At 43.3% G+C, this 21,741-nt stretch carries 17 protein-coding genes; 7 read left to right on the top strand and 10 right to left on the bottom strand.

Features of this window, described 5'->3' with window-relative positions:
• Window positions 1–70: 70 nt before the first annotated feature.
• A complete protein-coding gene (pepN, locus tag CZ794_RS04730; protein WP_087040521.1) occupies window positions 71–2,713 on the bottom strand; it encodes an aminopeptidase N in 2,643 nt (880 codons plus the stop codon).
• Window positions 2,714–3,042: 329 nt separating this feature from the next.
• Here pepN and CZ794_RS04725 point away from each other — a divergent pair, with 329 nt between their 5' ends.
• The 3 genes from CZ794_RS04725 (at window position 3,043) to CZ794_RS04715 (ending at window position 5,241) form a co-directional block, all read left to right on the top strand.
• The gene (locus CZ794_RS04725; RefSeq protein ID WP_087040520.1) at window positions 3,043–3,672 is read left to right on the top strand and encodes a DUF6231 family protein; all 630 of its coding nucleotides are present in this window, start codon (window positions 3,043–3,045) and stop codon (window positions 3,670–3,672) included.
• 151 nt (window positions 3,673–3,823) lie between these two features.
• Window positions 3,824–4,342 (top strand): peptidoglycan-associated lipoprotein Pal, encoded by a 519-nt coding sequence (gene pal, locus CZ794_RS04720; RefSeq protein WP_087040519.1) that lies wholly within the window; start codon window positions 3,824–3,826, stop codon window positions 4,340–4,342.
• A 125-nt stretch (window positions 4,343–4,467) separates the two neighbouring features.
• Window positions 4,468–5,241 carry a 4'-phosphopantetheinyl transferase superfamily protein gene (locus CZ794_RS04715; protein ID WP_179207245.1) on the top strand — a complete coding sequence of 258 codons (774 nt, stop codon included), beginning with the start codon at window positions 4,468–4,470 and terminating at the stop codon, window positions 5,239–5,241.
• Between the two features lie 99 nt (window positions 5,242–5,340).
• Here CZ794_RS04715 and CZ794_RS04710 read toward each other — a convergent pair whose 3' ends face one another.
• Window positions 5,341–6,255, bottom strand: a complete 915-nt coding sequence (locus tag CZ794_RS04710; protein WP_179207244.1) for a hypothetical protein — start codon at window positions 6,253–6,255, stop codon at window positions 5,341–5,343.
• 590 nt (window positions 6,256–6,845) lie between these two features.
• On the opposite strand from CZ794_RS04710, the gene CZ794_RS04705 reads away from it, so the two are divergent.
• On the top strand, window positions 6,846–7,604 hold the full coding sequence (locus tag CZ794_RS04705; protein WP_087040517.1) for an IclR family transcriptional regulator: 759 nt from the start codon (window positions 6,846–6,848) through the stop codon (window positions 7,602–7,604).
• 136 nt (window positions 7,605–7,740) lie between these two features.
• Here the strand turns inward: CZ794_RS04705 and mmsB are convergent, their stop codons facing one another.
• The 8 genes from mmsB to CZ794_RS04665 form a co-directional block, all read right to left on the bottom strand.
• Window positions 7,741–8,685, bottom strand: coding sequence for a 3-hydroxyisobutyrate dehydrogenase (gene mmsB / locus CZ794_RS04700; RefSeq protein WP_087040516.1), 945 nt, complete (start codon window positions 8,683–8,685; stop codon window positions 7,741–7,743).
• A 107-nt stretch (window positions 8,686–8,792) separates the two neighbouring features.
• The gene (locus CZ794_RS04695) at window positions 8,793–10,058 is read right to left on the bottom strand and encodes an enoyl-CoA hydratase/isomerase family protein (RefSeq protein WP_256958864.1); all 1,266 of its coding nucleotides are present in this window, start codon (window positions 10,056–10,058) and stop codon (window positions 8,793–8,795) included.
• A 32-nt stretch (window positions 10,059–10,090) separates the two neighbouring features.
• Window positions 10,091–10,873 carry an enoyl-CoA hydratase gene (locus CZ794_RS04690; protein WP_087040515.1) on the bottom strand — a complete coding sequence of 261 codons (783 nt, stop codon included), beginning with the start codon at window positions 10,871–10,873 and terminating at the stop codon, window positions 10,091–10,093.
• Between the two features lie 28 nt (window positions 10,874–10,901).
• Window positions 10,902–12,062, bottom strand: a complete 1,161-nt coding sequence (locus CZ794_RS04685; protein WP_087040514.1) for an acyl-CoA dehydrogenase family protein — start codon at window positions 12,060–12,062, stop codon at window positions 10,902–10,904.
• A gap of 165 nt (window positions 12,063–12,227) precedes the next feature.
• Window positions 12,228–13,712, bottom strand: coding sequence for a CoA-acylating methylmalonate-semialdehyde dehydrogenase (locus CZ794_RS04680; protein ID WP_087040513.1), 1,485 nt, complete (start codon window positions 13,710–13,712; stop codon window positions 12,228–12,230).
• Between the two features lie 299 nt (window positions 13,713–14,011).
• Window positions 14,012–16,048 (bottom strand): propionate--CoA ligase, encoded by a 2,037-nt coding sequence (locus CZ794_RS04675; protein ID WP_087040512.1) that lies wholly within the window; start codon window positions 16,046–16,048, stop codon window positions 14,012–14,014.
• 202 nt (window positions 16,049–16,250) lie between these two features.
• Window positions 16,251–17,924, bottom strand: coding sequence for a fatty acid--CoA ligase (locus CZ794_RS04670; protein ID WP_087040511.1), 1,674 nt, complete (start codon window positions 17,922–17,924; stop codon window positions 16,251–16,253).
• A gap of 236 nt (window positions 17,925–18,160) precedes the next feature.
• Window positions 18,161–19,354, bottom strand: a complete 1,194-nt coding sequence (locus CZ794_RS04665; protein WP_373407895.1) for an MFS transporter — start codon at window positions 19,352–19,354, stop codon at window positions 18,161–18,163.
• Window positions 19,355–19,785: 431 nt separating this feature from the next.
• Between CZ794_RS04665 and CZ794_RS04660 the strand changes: the two genes are divergently transcribed.
• The 3 genes from CZ794_RS04660 to CZ794_RS04650 all read left to right on the top strand — a co-directional run bounded on the left by CZ794_RS04660 (window position 19,786) and on the right by CZ794_RS04650 (window position 21,716).
• Window positions 19,786–20,532, top strand: a complete 747-nt coding sequence (locus CZ794_RS04660; protein WP_087040510.1) for a hypothetical protein — start codon at window positions 19,786–19,788, stop codon at window positions 20,530–20,532.
• Window positions 20,533–20,638: 106 nt separating this feature from the next.
• Window positions 20,639–21,385, top strand: a complete 747-nt coding sequence (locus CZ794_RS04655; protein WP_087040509.1) for a hypothetical protein — start codon at window positions 20,639–20,641, stop codon at window positions 21,383–21,385.
• A gap of 100 nt (window positions 21,386–21,485) precedes the next feature.
• Complete coding sequence (locus tag CZ794_RS04650; RefSeq protein ID WP_062844739.1) at window positions 21,486–21,716, top strand: hypothetical protein; 231 nt, start codon at window positions 21,486–21,488, stop codon at window positions 21,714–21,716.
• Window positions 21,717–21,741 lie beyond the last annotated feature (25 nt).

Raw genomic sequence — 21,741 nt, 5'->3', positions numbered from 1 at the left:
TAAAAAGCCCGTTTGACATACTACTGTCAAACGGGCTTTTTATAGCTTTTACTCAAGGATAGGTCAATAGTTAGCTGTTTGCAGCATTTAACACACTGTCTAAACTTTCGAGCACGTGCTTGGAAGTAGCGTGTTTCTTTAAATCCAATAAGCTGTCATGAGCCATTTGGCGTCGTGGTTCAACCAATGTATTCCAGCGCGCTAATACTTGTAGCAAGCGTGATGCCAAGACAGGGTTGGCATCATCTAACTTCTTAATCACACCAGTATACATATCAAGACCTTTTTGGGTCCACAGTACAGTAGGTTGCGCGCTGAATGCTCCAACAACTGAGCGTACACGATTGGGCGTATTCCAATCGAAATCTTCGTGCGCAAGCAATGACTCGATCACATCGACGCTCACATTATTGGCAGACGCTTGCACACTGAACCATAGATCGATGACCAAATCATCTGCTTGGAAACGCTGATAAAAATCGGTCAAATAATCATTGGCTTTTGGCAGCTGATGATTGACCATGGCTTTTAGAGCGCCAAAACGTTCTGTCATACAGCTGGCATTAGTGTACTGCTGCTCAGCCCATTCTACTGCACCATTGACATCAGCAGTCAAAGCCATGTCGAGTACCACATTACGCAAAGCGCGTTCACCGCGCGCTTCAGCGCTATCCTCATAAGAGACTACAGGTATCTGTTTATAGAGCGTTGACCATTGATCTTTAAATGTATCTGCCACTTGTTGATACAAGCTTTCACGCTGAGATTTGACTAATTCTGGATCATAATCTTTCTGTATTGCCGAAGCCAGTTCTTGTGCTGAGGGAATATCGAGCAATCGTGCGGCCAGCATCGCATCATCAGACGCTAGGATGGGCAATGCCTGTGCCAATGCTTGTAGATATATATCAGGACTACTTTTTGATTTTTGTCCCTGTAGTAAAATACGATTGACGAGCATTTGAGTCACTTGCCAGCGGTTAAAACCATTGGTTTCATTCTTGAGCAAAAATGCTAATTCTGCATCTTGGTAATCATAGTTGAGCTGTACTGGCGCACTAAAATCACGCAGTAAAGACACAACAGGCTCACTAGTGATGTTTTCAAATACAAAGGTTTGTGTGGCTTGATCAAGTAGTAGCATACGCTCAGCAACAATGCGGCCAGAGTCTTTGTCAAACAATGCGGTCGCAACGGGTATCGGTAATGTCTTTGGTGCATCAAAGCCTTTCACATGACGTGTTTGCTGACTCAAGGTAATGGTGAGTGTTTGTGCGGCGCTATCATACTTTTGATGACCCGAAACGACGGGCGTACCTGGCTGGCGATACCAATCAATGAAATCTTCAATCTTGTCATCAGTGATGCTAAGGGCTGATAAAAAGTCTTCTACCGTGACCGCCTGTCCATCATAACGACGGAAATACTCGTCCGTTCCTTTGCGGAAATCATCTGAACCTAACGTGTTGGCAATCATGCGTACGATTTCAGCGCCTTTCTCATAGACGGTTGTCGTATAAAAGTTATTAATCTCAACAAAACTCTCGGGGCGTACTGGATGCGCCAGCGGTCCTGCATCCTCTGCAAACTGATGCGCACGCAATGTCGCCACATCATCGATACGCTGTACGGCACTTGACTGCTGATCCGCTGAAAATGATTGGTCACGGTAGACGGTAAAACCTTCTTTTAAGCACAATTGGAACCAATCACGGCAAGTAATACGGTTGCCCGTCCAGTTGTGAAAATACTCATGGGCGATGATGGCTTTTACGCTAAAACTGCGCGCATCGGTCGTGGTCTCAGGGCTCGATAACACGCAAGCGGTGTTAAAGATATTAAGACCCTTGTTCTCCATTGCGCCCATATTAAACTGACTGACCGCCACAATCATATAGCGATCCAAGTCATAGGCTCGGCCGTAATTGACCTCATCCCATTTCATGGCATCTTTTAGCGCTTGCATGCCAACATCACATTTATCGATATCGGCAGATTTTGCATACACCTCAAGCAAGACCTCTCGTCCTTCACTCGTCGTATAAGAATCTGTCAACACATCCAAATCAGCGATAACGCAGGCAAACAAATAACTTGGCTTATTGGTTGGGTCCTGCCAAATCGCATAATGACGCTCTGGTGCATCAGCCACTTCGCCTGCTTCGACTAAATTACCATTGGCTAATAGCGTTGGATAGCGCTTATCAGCTTCGAGTCGAGTGGTAAATATCGCTAGCACATCAGGGCGATCAGGATAAAAAGTAATCTTGCGGAAACCCTCTGGCTCGCACTGCGTCACAAACATCGTATCGTCACCACTACCTGCCATATATAGTCCTTCTAGCGCGGTGTTTGTCTGCGGACAGATACGTACTTGAATGTCCAATGTTACCTCATCAGGCGCATGTGCAATGGTTAACTTACCTGCTTCTTGATGATAGTCTTCTTCACCCAATTGACGGCCGTTCATCGTAAGTGCTAGTAACTCAAGCTCTTCACCAAATAACACTAGATCACCTGCGGTTTGGCGCATCATTCTCAAAGTACTATTTACCTGCGCATACTCCTCAAACAATTTGATATCCAAATTGACAGTTTCTACATCAAAGCTTGGTTTTTTATAGTCTTTTAAATTGATTTTGTTTGGGGCAGTTGGCGGCACATCAGGCATATTTGGATTGATGATTTGAGCATCAGTTTCGGCGATAGACATATAGATTCCTATTATTATTTATAGTATATGAGTAGCAATAGTAGCATGTGACGATGACAAGGACTGAATCATACGTGCAATAGATCAGATAAGGCCAAGGGTAAGAGACGATTTACCTTCCTGATCTGATAGTTAGATTGACCTAAAACCTCAAATTTCAAGAGCGTACGCCAAAGCAGTTGTTTTTTGACTGTGTTGCTAAGACAGAACAGCCTTCAAGACAAGAAATAGCTACCAAAATAATTAACTTATCCTATACATTGGATAATGGCCACTAAAATGATTTAATAAGCACATTGACACTTCACATCCGATAAATGGCTTATTACATGACCCAATATAATACTACTTACTCAAACATTACCTTGCCTCTCCTCATAGATTATGTTGATGCCTTGTTACCATCACTGACCACACACGTGGACGCAATATCTAGTCAAACTCATGATAACGCTGAAGTGCTATGGGTACTACAAGATAAAGAAGCGCAATTAGCAATTGAGCCACAGTTAAATAGCCATGTGATTAATGAGAGCCACAGCTCATCAACAGCACACATGCAAAAACCACAGATATATACATTATCGAAGCTTTTTCACCAAGCCATACCTGAGCGTTATACACTCGCCTGCTTTTGGCTACCAACATTATCACTAGAGCTTCTACAACAATATATTCCATTACTCATGCGCTATCGCGATCTCTATGCCGCTCACGTTTTAATCGCTTTAGATAATACTGTAGATCTCAAAGCTTATGGATTTACGCCTTTTGATGTCTTAAGTGAGCAAAATTTAGAAGATAAAGCTATTGATAGAGCAAAATCTTCTTTATCAAATACTTCATTAAACTCAGCTACTTTGTGGCAATTTAACTTATATGACTATAAGCAATTACCAAACTGGCTCAATGCTGATTATTGGGCCAATCCCGAGAATTGGGGTAAAAGCCGTTGGTAATACAGCCGATATCTATATGTAAATTCAAGGGTTATTTACAGTAATACTACTTACATAATGTAACATTTAGTATATGCTAGATAGCAATTGCCTAGGTTTTATCGTAAGCAGTTTAAAAAAACAAAATTAATTAAAATTTTAGGAGCTTATTATGTCAACCAGTTTTTCTAAGATCGTAGTCCTCGCTGTACTATCAAGTGCTGTGGCATTGACCACAGGTTGTGCTACCAAACGCGCTACCTCTGAAGTTGTCGTTGCGCCATTAGGTATTCCAGGTGGTCAAGCAGGATATAACGGTGCTGTCATCGTCGATAATTCTAGTGCAGTGGTTACTGGTGCTGAAAATTTGCAAGCGGTCGTCTATTTTGCTTTCGATAGCAGTGAAATCACTTCACAAGCTGCAAACGTCCTCAATCAGCATGCAAGCTTACTAAGCTCAAACCCGAACGCTGGTGTTGTTATCGCAGGTCACACTGACGAGCGTGGTAGCCGTGAATATAATATGGCATTGGGTGAGCGCCGTGCACAGGCTGCTCGTAACTACCTAGCGGCTCAAGGTGTCGCTGTAAATAACGTTCGTGTTATCAGCTATGGCGAAGAGCGTCCTGCTGCTACTGGTACGACTGAAGAAGCCTATGCGCAAAACCGCCGTGCTGAATTGTCTTATTAATACTGGTACAGCTCATCAAGTGCATTCTACTTGATAATAAAAAGCCCAACGATATTATATTGCTGGGCTTTTTATGTTTTACTAAGCAAACTTATATCAATCGATACTGACCAATGATATCAACCTTGAGTCTGACCCAGCTGCATTATACTCAGCTTGACGCCACAACATGGTGTGCTACTGCAAAAGTAAGTGAAACCTTTAAAGCCCAGCAAGAAAAAATAATACGGCAAACAGCTGCTTTTACTTCTCATATAGCTTGCTATGACTTTGCAGAGTTAAATTGGCAGCATTACTCTGTAGCCATGACTCTATCGGTACGAGAACTGGCTCACAAGCAGCGCCAACTACAACGGCAAGGCGTTCGATTATTATTAAAGAAACTACTCAGCAAGCTCAATATAAATGATTCTTTAGACGAATCAAGTTTCCCTTATCGCCTCAATAATAATGGCTATTATGTATGCTTTAGCCATACAAGCAGCGCTAACAAGAGTAGCGTTAATGAACGCTCTGCTTCAACACTCAATGAGACGCTCGAAAGTCGCGTTGCCGTCATCATCAGTCGTCATCGTCCTGTAGGTATTGATGTAGAAAGTAATCATGTGAAATGGCGAATCGCACAGCGTTTTTACTCAATCAATGAGCTTTCTGTCCTAAATTCACTGCCTATTAGTCAACGTGATAATCTTGCTAAACTATTATGGCAAATAAAAGAAAGCTTTATCAAAATTCATCAATATACCTTGGCACAAGGATTGGGTATGAATTATGCCGCTCTCATTCCTGATTTGATGTGTTGCCTAGAAGGCGAATCCACTATCCAAGTCGTTCAATGTGATTTACCTCATTACCGTGTTGCTATTTTGCCTAACCAACAAACGATCGTTATATTTTAAATAAACTACTTTATGATTTTTTCGCAAAAAAAATGACCCTAAAAAGGGTCATTTTTTACTTTAATCTTTTCTAGTAACAGTATTTAGACTGTCATTAGATTAGAAACGGTAAGTTGCACCAACTTTAACAATTGGGAACCACTCTAAGTAATCTTTATCTTCAAGCTCTTGCTCAGCAGCTTTAGCAACGTCTTTACCTGTAACAACAGTAGTAGAAGTATTACCGCTATTGCCAGATACAGCAGTAACTAGGCCGTCTGGATTGCTTGAACGAACAGTAGCATCAGTTTTACCCATGTATGCTGCACCGATTTCACCAAACACACCGAAGTTGTTAGTGATGTTAGGACGGAAACCGATAGTACCATAAGGCGCTAACTTGTTACGGTGTTCGATAGTACCAGACAATGTACCAGTCTGACTAGCGTTGTAATCAACATCGTCGATTCTGAAGTTTGGACCTTTAGAATTTGCACGTACATCGATATCGTTATCAGGAACAATGATACCAGCGCCCATTGTGAACCAGTTAGCAACTGGACGGTACTGAACACCTAGGTATGGGTTACTAAAATCAGCATCTACATCATAGTTGATGTCATTGGCATCAAAATCACCGCCGAATAGGTCAGCAACATCGCCACCTGCCCAACCAGCTTGCAATTCAGTTTTTTCGTTCATTGACCAAGCAACGTTAGCACCATAACCTAAAGTACCAACTTCAGCACTTACAGAGGCTGGGTTGATAGCAGTTTGGAACAAAGTCTTAGTACCACCTAATACAGCACCAGTAGTGTTGCTTAGTACGCCAGCATCAGCGTTGTAAGCATAAGAAGGAGCAGGTTGTGCTTCGTAGCCCATTGCAACTGGCTCTGCTTCATAAGCTACTGCAACTGGTTGTGCTTCATAAGCCATTGCATCGTTATTATCAACAACAATAACAGGTTCAGCTGCTAGTGCAGCAGTTGACGCTAAAACGGCAGCAGAAATTGCTGTTAATTTAATAAGTTTCATAAATACTCTCCTAAAGTGTGGAATAACTCGCCCAAAAAAAATGACAACTTAGCTTTTTTTAAATCGATCATTTTGTTGAGCAGATTAAAACAATTTTGGCTCAAAAAGTCACCCCTACAGATGCGCTTTTTATTTACCGTTATGTAAAGATTGCATAGATATTGTAATAATTACTACACTAACCCGTAAAACTTCGACTTTCTGTTACACAATACTCTCAAACCAACTAAGTGACCCCGACAGGAACACTAGATGCTTAATGTTCATGTGAGGATATTACAAAATATGTCATTATCATGGCTTACTTTATTATTTAACTCAATGACAGTTATATAGCTTAATACTACAGTTTGTTGTGTTTTGTGAGTTCACGTATCTATTATTACCTTTATATAAAATTTGGGATAGATGCCCACGTAAGACTAATGTTTCTATATAATAAGAAAAAACGTCCTCTACGTTCAGTACTGTACTGAATCAGAAGCAAAAATTAAGAGGTTACAATCCATTGTGTTTGTCTCTATTTATTTGCTTTGTGACTGCTTGTAATGGTCTTTGTTTGTTCTTTTTACCACTGTTGAGCCCTCTATATGCCTAAAGTATCGTCGATTACCCGTGTGCTAGAGATTATAGAAGCAGTCTCTTACGCTTCAAAACCCCTGTCTCCACTTGAGCTATCGCAAGAATTGGATATTCCCAAACCAACCATTCATAGATTGATCCAAAACTTAGTTGATGAAGGGTTTTTGACTGTCGATATTGGTGGCGGTATTATCCCTGGAAAACGCGTACGTAATCTGAGTGTTGAGCTTTGGCAGCAAAGACTGTTCTTTAATGAACGACAAATGATTTTGCAAAAACTGGTTGATGAGCTAAAAGAAACCTGCGGTATTGGGGTTCCTTATCATATGAATATGATTTATACCAATCGTGCTCAAACGACCCTACCGCTACAAATTTACTTACCCGTCGGCGCAAAATCGCCAATGTGGTGTACTGCAACAGGTAAGCTCTACTTGAGCCAGTTGTCTGCTACCAGTCGCCATAAGATACTCCAAGGCCTGCCACTCGATAAGTTCACTAAAAATACCATCACGGACATTGAGGCATTGAACGCCGAGCTTGATCGTATTGCTGAAACCGGTATTGGCATAGACAATGAAGAGTTTATTTCTGAAATGGTAGCAGTGGCTGTACCTATATTAGATAAAAAGTCTCGCTATCTGGCCTCGTTATACCTACATGCGCCAACCATACGTGTATCACTGGATGAACTCCTAGTTCATGTTCCACGCCTGCAAAAAGCGGCACAAGACCTTCAAGCCCTTGTGTATGACTTGCAAAGCTAATAGAGCAATTCATATAAAATAAAAAAGGGTCTGCATTATATAGTCATGCAGACCCTTTTTTATTTGCTTATTCTTTTAATTTTGGCCGCAAGAGACGTCAGCAAACTAAATTTTGATAGGATAGGTAAAGAATATTTTAAAAGAGCACTGAATGATCATGACGACCCATAATACTTGAAAAATCTTTATCGCCATTTTCTACGGTGTGGGCTTCATACAGCTCTGCGGCTTTCGACCCCATGGGCGTTTCGACATTGGTATCTTGGGCGGTTTGCATGGCAAGATTGAGGTCTTTTTGCATTAATTTACTCATAAAGCCGCCCTGATAGCCATTGCTAGAGGGCACGTTTTCCATGACTTGGGGATAAGGATTATAAACCTCTAATGTCCAATTACGACCTGAGCTTTGCAGCATAATATCTGATAAAACTTTGGGGTCTAGGCCATTCTTAACTCCTAGATTGATGGCTTCTGCTGTTCCCGCCATCAAAATACCCAGCAGCATGTTATTACATATTTTTGCGACTTGTCCTGCGCCTTGATCGCCTGCATGAAAGATATTTTTGCCCATGACGGCTAGCATTGGCTGCGCTTTGGCAAAAGCTTCATCACTGCCCCCAACAATAAAGGTTAAGCTACCAGCGATTGCACCGCCTGTGCCACCAGATACGGGCGCATCTAAAAAATCGACACCAAGCTGACTTGCTGCCTCAGCGACTTTTATCGCATCTGCGGCCGCTATCGTACTGCTGTCAATCACAAGCGTGCCTTTGGGCAATTCAGTCAGTAATCCGTTAGAACCGTTTTCACCCAAGTAAACAGAATGAACATGCTTGCCAGCAGGCAACATACTGATAACCACCTGAGCATGACGCGCAGCTTCAATAGGGCTAGATGCAACGCTTGCCCCTACTTGCTGCAATCGTTCTGTTGCAGCTTGCGACAAGTCGTAGACACACAAGGTATAGCCTGCTTTTAGTAGGTTTTCTGCCATGGGTGCGCCCATGTTACCCAGCCCAATAAAAGCTATATTTGGCTTATCGCCGTCTTTATCAGTTGCGTTTTTATCGTTGATATCCATCTCATCGCTCCTTGATGATTGCTATGTAGGTATCACTACATATGGTATGTATTATTTTTAAGTCTTATTTATAATTAGTAATTATTCTGATGCGTCAAATCAAACCTTTAACGTACAAGCTCATTACCCAAAGCATGATCGCTCAACCAATGCGCTAAAGGATGTTCACCCTTAGGATAAGGATTGACGAGATGCTGCTGAATGTATGCCTGCCCTTCTTCATTCAAGCAATCAGCCAACGAACGTGACCACTTCGGATTGCGATCTTTGTCAATCAGTAATGCTCGTACGCCTTCTTTGAAATCTGGATTGGCAGCACAATGTACGGCCACATTGGTTTCTAAATACAGAACTTGCTCTATCGATAAATCAGTCACTTTATGATACAGCGCATAAGTCAATGCAGCCGTCGTAGGGCAACCATGACGATAGGTTGCTACCGCTCGTTGTGTCCAACTGTCCTCAAAAAAATCTGCCCCTAGCTGTGCAAGCGCCTCATCACTTTGTAGCAGCGCATCAATATCGCCCAAACCGCCACTATTCATCAGTTTCTGAATTGGATACCAGTAGGTAGCCAACTTGCTAGGGGGTAAGTCAACAGCGGACTGTGCAGCCAGTGCACGACTGACGATATGATAAGCATTACTATCATGAAGATTCTTAGCATCAGTAGATTCAGTTGCCGCTTGCCAATTACTCTGTTTTAAACGCTGAATAATGGCTTCATAATCATCGCTTGCGACTGCATACTCTGCAAGATTGGCTAAGAGAGCGTCATTACCATTGCACATCGCACCCGTCAGTCCCAAAAACAACCCTGTCTTGGCTGGCATGCGTTGCAAAAACCAGCTACCAGAGGCATCAGGAAACAAGCCAATAGTCACCTCAGGCATGGCAAAACGCGTGCGCTCGGTGACAATGCGGTGACTGCAACCTGCCATCAGTCCCATACCGCCGCCCATGATAATGCCATCACCCCATAGTATTAATGGTTTTGAGTAAAAATGCATCTGGCGATAGAGACGATATTCATGACTGAAAAACTCTGTGGCATACGGGTTTGGCAGTGGCGCATTCGCTGACATGCTGTCGTACAGTTTACGAATATCACCGCCTGCACAAAACGCTTTATCGCCTGCGCCTTTTAATATCAAAGCGACTACCTGTTCGTCATTTTGCCACTGCTCTAATTGTGCTGATAATAGCTGACACATATCGACGCTCAGCGCGTTCAAGGATTTGGGCGTGTTTAAGGTCATTATTCCGATAAGATGACCGCAATCTGTTGGCTCCGTATCGAAAAGTACAGACGCATCCTGCTCTATCGTTTTTTGATTGTCACTATCATCCATCGCTGTCATCGCTGTTGCCATCAAGGTCACCTACAAAAATTAGAAAGTTTAATTTATTTGTTTTGCCAGTTTGGTTGACGTTTTTCCAAAAATGCTTGGACGCCTTCACGCTGATCTTTGGTATCAAACAATTTAACGAAGGCTTCACGCTCAAGAATAAGGTTCTGTGCAGGCGGTGTGTCTCTAGCTGCTTGGATAAGTGCTTTAGAATAGCTGACAGCAACTGGTGACTGTTTGGCAACCTTTTGTGCCAGTGCTTGTGCTGCTGTTAGACCCGCGCCTTTAGCCGTTACTTCTTCGACCAACCCAATTCGTAATGCTGTATCTGCATCGACGCGCTCGCCGCACAATATCATTCGTTTTGCCCAGCCTTCACCTACAAGCCAAGGCAGATTTTGTGTACCACCCGCACAAGGCAGTAATCCGACGCCCGTCTCTGGCAATGCCATCTGCGCATGTGCTTCTGCGATACGAATATCACAGGCAAGTGCACACTCAAGACCGCCGCCCATTGCATAGCCGTTTATAACAGCGATACTAACGCCACGATAGGCAGATAAGGCCTCAAAAGCTTCGCCAAAAGCGATGGCCATGCTGATTGCATGACCTTTGTCCCCATCTGCAAAATTATTCAGATCCGCGCCTGCTGAAAAGAACTTCTCGCCGTCTCCATGAATGATCAAAGCATAGACATCATCCTTTGCATTCAAGTCAGCAATCAGTTTTTTGAGCGCTTGTAAGCTGTTCATTGTCCACGTGTGGGCAGGTGGATTATTCAGTGTCACAATCGCCGTATGATGGTCAATGGATAATGTAAGATTGGTATAATCTGTCATAAAACATCCTTGTTTTAATATCGATGTATTAGCGTAATTGGCTGAGCGCGTCATCTTGTAACAGTTGACGTGAGACAATCACTCGCATGATTTCATTGGTACCTTCTAAAATCTGATGGACACGTAAATCTCTAACATGGCGCTCAAGTGGGTATTCATTCAGATAACCATAGCCGCCATGTAACTGTAAGGCTTCATTAGCGACGTCAAAACAAAGATCGGTCGATAAGCGTTTTGCCATTGCACAGTATACAGAGGCCTGCGAATCTTGGTTATCGACCTTATTTGCTGCTAAATACAGCATCTGCCGTGCCGTAATCGTTTGGGTCAGCATATCTGCTAGTTTAAATTGTACGGACTGTAAGCTAGCAATCGGACTGCCAAATTGACTACGCTCTTGGACATAATTGGTTGCGGTTTCTAACGCAGACTGTGCCGTACCAACCGCACATATCCCAATATTAATACGTCCACCATCCAAACCTTTCATAGCAATACGAAAGCCTTGACCTTCCTCACCTATTAAGTTTTCTGCAGGCACCTTGACGTCTTTAAAACTGATCGTTCGTGTTGGCTGCGCTTTCCAGCCCATTTTGTGCTCATTTTTGCCGTATTCGATACCAGCACTATCAGCTTCGACCACAAATGCTGACACACCTTTTGGTCCTGCACCGCCCGTACGTGCCATCACCACCAATATATCGGTCGATCCTGCACCTGATATAAAGGTTTTTTCTCCATTTAAAATATAGTAATCGCCTTGCTTATCAGTTTTGGTACGTAAAGAGGCGGCATCAGAACCCGCATTTGGTTCTGTCAAGCAGTAGCTGCCAAGCCACTCACCGCTGACCATATTTGGGAGATACTTCTTACACAACGTATCATTGCCATATTCACCAATCATCCAGCTTGCCATATTGTGGATACTCATATAAGCCGCGACTGCCGTATCGCCCCACGCCAGTTCTTCAAAAACCATGGCAGAATCCAAACGTGGCAATCCTAAACCATCGTACTCTGGATTGGTATACAGTCCTAAAAAGCCAAGCTCGCCTGACTTTTTGATAACATCAATGGGAAAATGCGATGTCCGATCCCATTCTGCTGCGTTTGGTTTAAGCTCCTTTTGAGCAAACTGTCTGGCAGTTTGACGAAAGGCAATTTGATCATCAGTGAGTGAAAAATCCATATGGTCATCCTTGTGCATGTATAGCAAATATGGTGAATGAGCTTGAGTGTGTCATTGTCTTCTTGTTTTGTTATTTCATCATCAACGCAGTATGGTGATAAACGAATCCTACTGCAAAATAACAATCAGAACAATGAACACACTGCAACGATAATGAGTCAGCTATTAAATCGAAATAGTCGTATTTACACCGCGACTCGCTTCGTCATCAAACCATCGCGCCGTCACCGTTTTCGTCTGAGTATAGAACTGTACGGCTTGCTTACCATAAGGACCAAGATCGCCAAGCTTACTGGCACGTGAACCTGAGAATGAGAACATAGGTAGTGGCACAGGAATCGGTAAGTTAATACCAATTTGGCCGACCATAATGTCTTGCTGGAATTTGTGCGCAGCGGCACCTGATTGGGTGAAGATGGCCGTACCATTGCCATGTGGATTGGCGTTAAGCAGTTCTATCGCCTCATCCAAACTCGCAGCGCGCATAATACACAATACGGGACCAAAGATTTCTTGCTGATAAATTTGCATATCACTTGTGACATTGTCAAAAATAGTCGGTCCGACAAAGTTACCTTTTTCAAACCCTTCAACGGTAATGCCGCGACCATCAAGAATCAAGCTAGCGCCTTCTTCAACACCAGTACCAATCAAATGCTCGACACGAGCTTTCGCAGCTGGTGAAATCAGCGGCCCTAAATCTTTATCATTTTTGCCAGCCGATACGACCAAGGCTTCTGCTTTGGCTTTGATGTCATCAATCCATTCCCCTGCTGCGCCGACTAGCACAACCACCGATAGCGCCATACAGCGTTGACCGGCAGCACCAAAGGCAGCACCTGCTAATTGATTGAGCGTTTGTTCTTTATTAGCGTCAGGTAAAATTACCCCGTGGTTTTTGGCGCCCATCATGCACTGTGCACGCTTGCCTGATTTGCTCGCGCGCTCATAGACATGTTGACCGACGCTGGTAGAACCAACAAAAGACACCGCTTTGATATCTGGGTGATCGCAAATAGCATCCACCGTCGCTTTACCACCATGAACCACATTGAGCACCCCTTCAGGAACGCCCGCTTCTACGGCAAGCTCAATCAGACGCATGGTTACCATTGGATCTTGTTCAGAGGGTTTTAGGATAAAGGTATTACCCGTCGCAATTGCCATTGGGAACATCCATAGCGGAATCATGGCAGGAAAGTTAAAGGGTGTAATACCCGCACAGACCCCGAGCGGCTGCCAAATGCTATAAGTATCGACACCAGAGGCGACGTTTTCGACAAAGTCTCCAATCTGCAAATTGGCAATACCTGCTGCGTGTTCAACCACCTCTAAGCCACGAAATACATCACCACGGGCATCGGCAATGGTTTTGCCTTGTTCTGCGGTCAAAATCTCTGCAAGCTCATCCATGTGCTCACGAATCAGGGATTGATATTTTAAGAAAATGCGAGCGCGAGTAGTAATCGGTGTTTTACGCCAAGTTTGAAAGGCTTCCTGAGCAGCGTTAACGGCCTGATTGATTTCGTCATCAGTTGTTTGTGGCACCTTTGCGATGACTTCTTGAGTGGCAGGGTCGGTAATGTCAATCCATTCATCAGTAGTAGACTGTGTAAATTGACCATTAATGAGTTGCTGAACATGGTGCATAAGATATCCTTATCTTGTTTATGTGACTGCGGCGACAATATCGCTATATTTGTGATGTCTGTATATCTATAAAAAGCGCTAAAAACGACTGTTTTTACGGCTATAATTTAAAAAGTTATAATTTAAAATGATTTATTTTGTATCGTTATTGACTATAACAATAAAACAATTTTAGGGTCAAGCGCTTTATTGAACTTTTAGCTGATTTGAGAAGCCAAGCAATAAAAAAGCCCATGAGGTTTCATGAGCCTGTTATTTCATATCGATACTCTGTTATAACTCTCGTCTGAATGAGAACGCTAATACTCTTTCATAGATTGTTTGATGGCATCAATCGCTGCTGGATTATCAAGCGTTGACATGTCTCCTGTGTCCTTGTTTTCTGCTAATGCCCGAATAGCTCGACGTAAGATTTTGCCAGAACGGGTCTTTGGTAAGGCTTGCGGAAAATAAATCGCTGCTGGACGCGCGATGCCGCCCAATGACTTGATAACCGCACCGATCACTTGTTGCTCAAGGCGGAAACGGTTTTCGGTGGTTGCCACTTGCTCGTGATCTTTTAGTACACAAAACGCAATCGGCAACTCACCCTTCAATTGGTCTTGGATACCCACAACAGCGCACTCTGCCATTTCAGGATGACTACTAATGGCTTCCTCAATTTCTTGTGTGCCTATACGGTGGCCTGCTACGTTAATCACATCATCAGTACGTCCTAAAATATAGAAATAACCGTCTTCATCCGTGACCGCATAGTCTGAGGTAGAGTATTGCTGACCGTCAAATAAGCCAAAATAACTACTGATAAAACGCTCATCGTTGCCCCATACTGTCGTGAGACAACCTGGCGGCAAAGGCGCTTTAATGGCTAGCAGACCTTTTTCACCCGCCGCGCAAGGTTTGCCTGTTTCTTCATTGATGACTTGCGCATCATATCCATACATAGGATAACCAGGCGAGCCTTGTTTGTGCTGCTTATCATCGAATTTGGGCGTATTACTCAAGATGGGCCAGCCCGACTCTGTCTGCCAGTAATGATCCAAAATAGGCACACCCAAATGCCTGCTGAGCCAATTGGCGGTAGATTCATCTAGTGGCTCACCTGCCAAAAAGAACGATTTAACACTTGAAACATCATAGCGAGTCATCCAAGTTTCATCTTGTTTTTTGAGCATACGCACACCTGTAGGTGCAGTAAACAAAATATTGACCTTGTTGGCCTCGACAATACGCCACCAAATACCTGGATTTGGGCGATGTGGTAATCCTTCATACATAATACTGGTCATACCTGCAAGTAATGGTGCGTAGATCGTATAAGAATGCCCAACCGCCCAGCCAATATCTGATATTGCCCAAAAGGTTTCGCCAGCTTTCCCATCGTAAATATAATCTATTGAGGTGGTGAGTGCGACGGCATGACCGCCTGTATCACGTTGTACCCCTTTTGGTGTACCCGTGGTACCAGAAGTATAAAGTAAATACGATGGCGTGTTTGACTCAAGCCAGACGGGTGCCACTATCGCATTGGCCTCACAGCTATAGCGACGCTCTGTCGCGTAATCCACATCGATATCTTGCGGTTGAAAAGGCAATACACCGCGGTTTACCACAAGCACATGCTCAGGCTTTTTGGTTGCTTGCTCAACCCCTTGATTGACCAAGTTTTTATAATTGATGACTTTACCACCGCGCAAGCCTGCATCGACTGTGATGACCATTTTTGCATCAGCGTCATTCATGCGTATCGCCAAATTATGAGCAGCAAAGCCACCAAACACGACCGAATGAACCGCACCGATACGGGCGCAGGCTAGCATGGCGTAAGCTGCCTCCAAAATCATTGGCATGTAGATGATGACACGATCGCCTTTTTTAATCCCATAACGCTGTAGCACATCGGCGAAATAATTGACTTCTTTATACAAGTCATTATAGGTCAGGCGACGCTTGGTATAGTCAGTATAAAACTCGACGTTGTTGCCTAAGTCTTTGAATGCGTTAACAACGCCTGGAAAGGTTTCAATCAGCTCTTGATTGATCTCTGACGATAGCCAAATGAAGGCATCTTGTTCTGCGCGCTCTTCTAGATGGCGATCCACACAGTTATAACAAAGATTGGTTTCACCACCAACGAACCATTTGGCAAAGGGCAATCTACTATCGTCCAAAATCTGCTCAGGTTTTTTATGCCAATAAATACGCTCAGCTTGCTTGGCCCAAAATTGCTCTCGGTCACTGAGTGAAGCCTGATATATGTCAGTGAAGCTTGAGGTAGTAGCGGCTGGTGCTTGAGAGGTATGATTAAAATCTGGATTGGTGGCGTGCTCGCTCATAATGGCTGTCCTTAGCATAAACGATAATAATGCGATTTTATTAGATAATAATATAAAACTGGCTGTCCCTGCCAAAATAAAAAACCGATACAATATGTATCGGTTTAAAATGTAACAGAGCAAATTGTAAAGGTCAACTGTTAAGCGTGTACTTTAGTCGATATTAGTAAGCACACCTGCCTAATTGATAGACAATTGGGTATTAGCGTTTTTCAACTGGTTTGGCATACATCTCGCGCATGACCTTTTTGTCATGTTTGCCTACTGAGGTTTTTGGCAATTCATCCACGAACTTAAACTGATTGGGTACGCCATACTTAGGGATCATACCGCGCTCTACCGCTTTTTCAGCAATCGCTTTGATATCCTCAGCACTGGTATCTTGGCAATTGGGTTTGAGTACAATGAGCGCCAATGGACGCTCGCCCCATTGCTTGTCGGGAATGCCGATAACAGACACATCTCCAACCGCTGGATGCAGAGATAAAATTGTCTCAATCTCAAGGGACGAAATCCACTCACCGCCTGATTTGATGACATCTTTTAGACGATCGGTGATTCTAAGATAACCATCTGGGCGTATGTAAGCGATATCTTGGGTATGCATATAGCCATTTTCCCACAGCTCCTTACCTGCATCGTCATTTTTCAAATAGCTTTGAGTCAGCCAAGGCGCGCGCAATACCAGCTCACCCGTATTGTCTTTACCCGTACCTACCGATTGATTGTCCTCACCCCATACCTGTGCATCCACCATCAAAACAGGCTTACCTGTCATACAGCGGCGGGCAATATCTTCCTCTTCTGTCATCTTGGGCTCATTCAAACTGAACTCTGTCAAACTAATGAGCGGTGCTGTCTCTGACATGCCGTAGCCTGTATACACTTCGATACCTTGTGACATGGCCGTTTTTGCCAAACCTTCTGTCAATCTTGACCCACCAATAATCATCTTAAGACCATTGAAATTGGCATTACGATCCTGCGCTTCTTTGAGTATCATCTGCAAGATCGTCGGTACACAATGCGTGATACTCACCTTCTCATTAATAATCAAATCCATCAAAGCATCAGGTGCATAGCGTCCTGGATAGACTTGCTTTAGTCCAACCATCGTGGCGGTAAATGGAAACCCCCACGCATGTACATGAAACATTGGTGTCAATGGCATGTAAACATCCCCGTAGCTGACACCTTGCTTGTTAGGCAGCATACCAAGCGTTGCCGCTTCAGCCAAGCTATGCAATACCAATTGGCGATGACTAAAGAACACTCCTTTTGGGTCTCCTGTCGTACCTGAGGTATAGAAAGTGGTTGCAATGGTGTTCTCATCAAAATCTGGGAAATCAAACTCACTGTCAGCGGCGTCTAGTAATGCCTCATACTCCCCTATTACCCGACCTTGATTACCGCCAAAAACCCCTTCAAACGTTGCCCCATTATCATCTAACCAAATGATATGCTCGATGCTAGAGTTTTCAAACTGATAATCTTTGACTAATGGTGCAAACTCAGAGTTGAGTAACAATACTTTAGGCTTAGCATGATTGATGGTGTAAAGGACTTTTTCTGGCGACAGACGTATATTAACCGTTTGCAAGATATACTCTGACATTGGCACAGCGAAGTAGGACTCAAGGTAGCGGTGACTGTCCCAATCCATGACAGCAATTACATCACCTGCATCGAGATTCAAGCCCGCTAATACATTGGCTAAACGGTTGATACGGTTGAATAAGTCTTTGTAAGTGAAACGCTTTTTGTCTGCATAAATAATTTCTTGCTCTTGCGATACTGTTTTGGCGCGATTTAATAATTGTTTTACCAATAATGGATAATCATAAGCAGACGGCGCACTCTGGTAAATATTTGACATAGATCTGACTTCCTTGTTGGTCATATGTATAAATTATTATGTGTATAAATCCGAATAGCAATGCAACGATCAATGTTTTAGAACGCGAGTCTTTCTTGATAGCCACTATTTGCATTATCAATAAAATTAATCGTATCTCCATTGATAGTAAGAAAAAATCAGTGTTATGTAAAGCAACCTTGAGTAAGTATCATACAGCCAATATAGAACCAGTCGTTTCCTAGAGATGTAAGTGTTTAAGGAGCAGGTGACTTGGTTTTAATCATACCAAAACTTGCCATAAGCAGCGCCAACACTTGCACCAACAACAGCAGACATACTGTGAGTGACCACTGCCCGCGTGCATAGACTATACCGCCAAGCCAAGCACCCAACGTTCCGCCCGCGTAATATCCCATATAATATAGACCCGAGGCCAATGAGCGTCCCTTTTTGACATTGACAGCGATGTAGCTAATAGTCGCAGATTGCGTAATAAACACCCCTGATGACATCACAGCAAGCCCTACGATGATACCCCACAAAGGCGTAACAAGCGTCAACAACACGCCAGCCATTGATACCAAAACAGCGACTTTGACTGTCCGTGCTGAACCAAATCGTCTGAGGAGCTTGGTTGACAATGGTGTGATAATCACGCCTATCAGATACACCGCAAATATATTGGCAAGCGCGCCCGTACTTAACTCATAAGGCGATTTGGCAAGATGAAGATTGATGAAAGTAAAACACCCTACCAGAGAAAATAAGACACAGGCACCGAGCAGGCAGGCGGTCACCACATAACGATTGGTCACATGCTCGCCCAATGTCTGTATGGCTGAGCGAAAGTTTGGATTGGCCACAAAACGACGAGACGATGGCAGCATCTTAATCACCCATAAGGCACCTATCAGCGTCATGCCAGCCATCACATAATAGCCATAACGCCAACCGATCATCTCATGCAAGTGACCCAGTAAAAACCGACCCAAAAAACCGCCGAGCACTGACCCTGATACATAAAAAGACATCAACTCGGTTAACGCCCGTCCCTCAAATTCCTCACCGATATAAGCAATGGTCACCACGGTGATGCCAGGTACAGACAAGCCTTGCAAAAAACGCCACATGCCCATCCAACCGATGCTAGGACTTTGTGCAATCAACGCCGTCGGTATGGCTAAAAATAATAACGCACCGACGATAAATGACTTACGGCCTACTGCATCAGAGAGCATCCCCAAAAACGGTGACATAATAGCAATCGCTAACACAGTCGCACCGACCACCATTCCTGCCTGCACCTCACTTGCCAAAAGATCTATCATTAAGACAGGCAAAATGGCCTGAATAGAATAGACCTGCAAAAAAGCAAACATTGCAATCAGACCGATTGTTAGTTTTAAACCCCATGAAGGCGAATCAAATGGTGGCTGGTGAGCAGACACGATAGGCGTCTTTATCTCCGTCGCACGCGTATTTTGATTGATTTGACTGTTACCGTTATTGTTACTGCTTATATGATTATTCAAAATATTACTGACTATATTGGGCGCCTGTCAGCAAAGGCTAGATAGGCGTGGGTGATAGAAATGGGATAATAGAAGCGAGACTTATAGCCACCGCACAGTAGCAACATTCTCGCTAATGCTGACTATCATAGCGAATAATAAGCGAAAGGTTCAGTATATTGTTCGTTTTGTTTTTACACATCTACATTGTTTCTATCTTTTTTATTACAGACATTACGCCTTTAAAAAATCATACTCGTATAGTCTTAGACACTTTCGATAGTATTTATGGCCGAAACTTCGTAACTATAATCTTCTTAATGACAATAATGAATAATTAAAAAATCCAGTATCGAGGAACCAATTTTATGACCGATGAAATTTATGATTTAGGCCAAGGGTTTTGGAGCATACGAGGATCCTTTATCAAAAATGGCATAATGGACATCGGGGTACAATCTGCTCTGGTACAACTGGCCTCAGGGCGATTTATTTTTTTGGACAGCTATACACTAACTGGTAAGGTTCGACAGCAAGTTATGGCACTGACCCATGATGGTCAAGATGTTGAAGCGGTACTAAACGTTCATCCGTTTCATACTGTCCACTGCGCACAAATGGCAAAAGACTTCCCAGAAGCCATTTTTTATGGCAGTAGTCGTCATCAAGAGCAAGTACCAAACGTAAAATGGTCCAAGGATTTGGTCGAAAGCGAGGTTGTGACAACACGCTACACGGAACTTGAATTCTCACTTCCTAAAGGCATCTATTACATTTCGCCTAATGAAAACGTCCATGCAAGCTCTTTATTAGTCTATCATCCAGCAAGCAAAAGTCTCTATATTGATGATACCTTTGAGATTCCACCTTCTAAACTGTTTCATGCGGTACAACCGAGTTTGGGTTTACATCCTACAACTAAGCAAGCGCTAATCGATGAAGCTACAGCAAGCGAGCAATATTGCGATTGGGCAACAAACCTTGCGCACGCATGGCGTGACGCCCGATACTTTTGCGGTGCGCACTCAGGCTTGGTGGAGTTTGGCGAAGGCAGGTTTGAATCAGCGCTACTGTCTGCTATTGACTCGGCTCGTTCTGAGCTTCAATCACCATAGACCATAAAATAACGCTCAAAGTAAAAACAATATTTAAGGAAATGTCTTTTAAGACTTATTCACACTTTAAGCCACTCTTTTAAACACTAGCTAAGAAGAGACAATAATGTCAGATAAAATATACAATTTAGATGCAGGATTTTGGAACATACGCGGCTCGTTTCGCATTGGTGGTATACTAAATATCGGCGCGCAATGCTCACTTATTCAGTTAGCATCAGGGAACTTTATCTTTTTAGACAGTTATGCGCTCACTGGTGACGTTCGAGATGAGGTCATGGCTCTGACTGATAACGGTCAGAAAGTGGAAGCGGTGCTCAATTTACATCCCTTTCATACAATCCACTGTGCACAAATGGCAAAAGATTTTCCGCAAGCCATCTTTTATGGCAGTAGCCGCCATCCGACAAAAGTACCTGAAGTCCAATGGGCCGAAGACTTGGTCGAAAGTGACGCAGTGGCTCAGCGCTATCCCGAGCTTAAGTTTTCGATAGTGAGAGGTATTGATTATATCTCCTCCAATGAGATGATCCATGCAGGCTCTTTATTGGCCTACCACCCTGCCAGCAAAAGCTTGCATGTCGATGACACTTTTATAAGTCCACCGATCAAAGCTTTAGAAGCCATATTGCCTGAATTGATACTACACCCTACGACCAAAAAAGCACTAAAAGACAAACCAAATGCTGGTCAGCAGTATTGCGACTGGGCAACCAATCTGGCACATGAATGGCAAGATGTTCGTCATTTTTGCGCCGCACATTCGTATCTGGTGACCTTTCACAAAGGAGAATTCAAAAAAGCGCTGTTAAAGGCTATCAATAAAGCGCGTCCAAAGTTAGAAAATACTTAACTAGCCATCTGTCTTGAACATGTAACAACATACAAAAGGGTTGCCCTATTTTTATATTTAGTATTTAGACATGAATAGTTCGCCCTTAGGAGAATATGGTATGACTGAAAAAAATGCCTCAGACGAAAAACGTCAGCTTATTAACCGCTTTTTGATCATACTGACAAAAGAGCAACCACAAATGTATTATGCCTCCACCTCCGAAATCGCTCGCAGTCTCTATAAAATGATTAAAGAGCATACCAATCGCTTATCTGTAGAGGAGCAAGCGCTGGTTAGACGAATGAGTATGGAAGAGATTGAAGGTCTGCTTGGTTTCCATGCCAGATAAAATACTATGTATAAAAAAGACCGCC

The organism is Psychrobacter sp. JB385 (assembly GCF_900163785.1).
GTDB lineage: Bacteria > Pseudomonadota > Gammaproteobacteria > Pseudomonadales > Moraxellaceae > Psychrobacter.
Note: the sequence above shows the minus strand (reverse complement) of the source record. Positions and strands in the feature narration are given on the sequence as shown.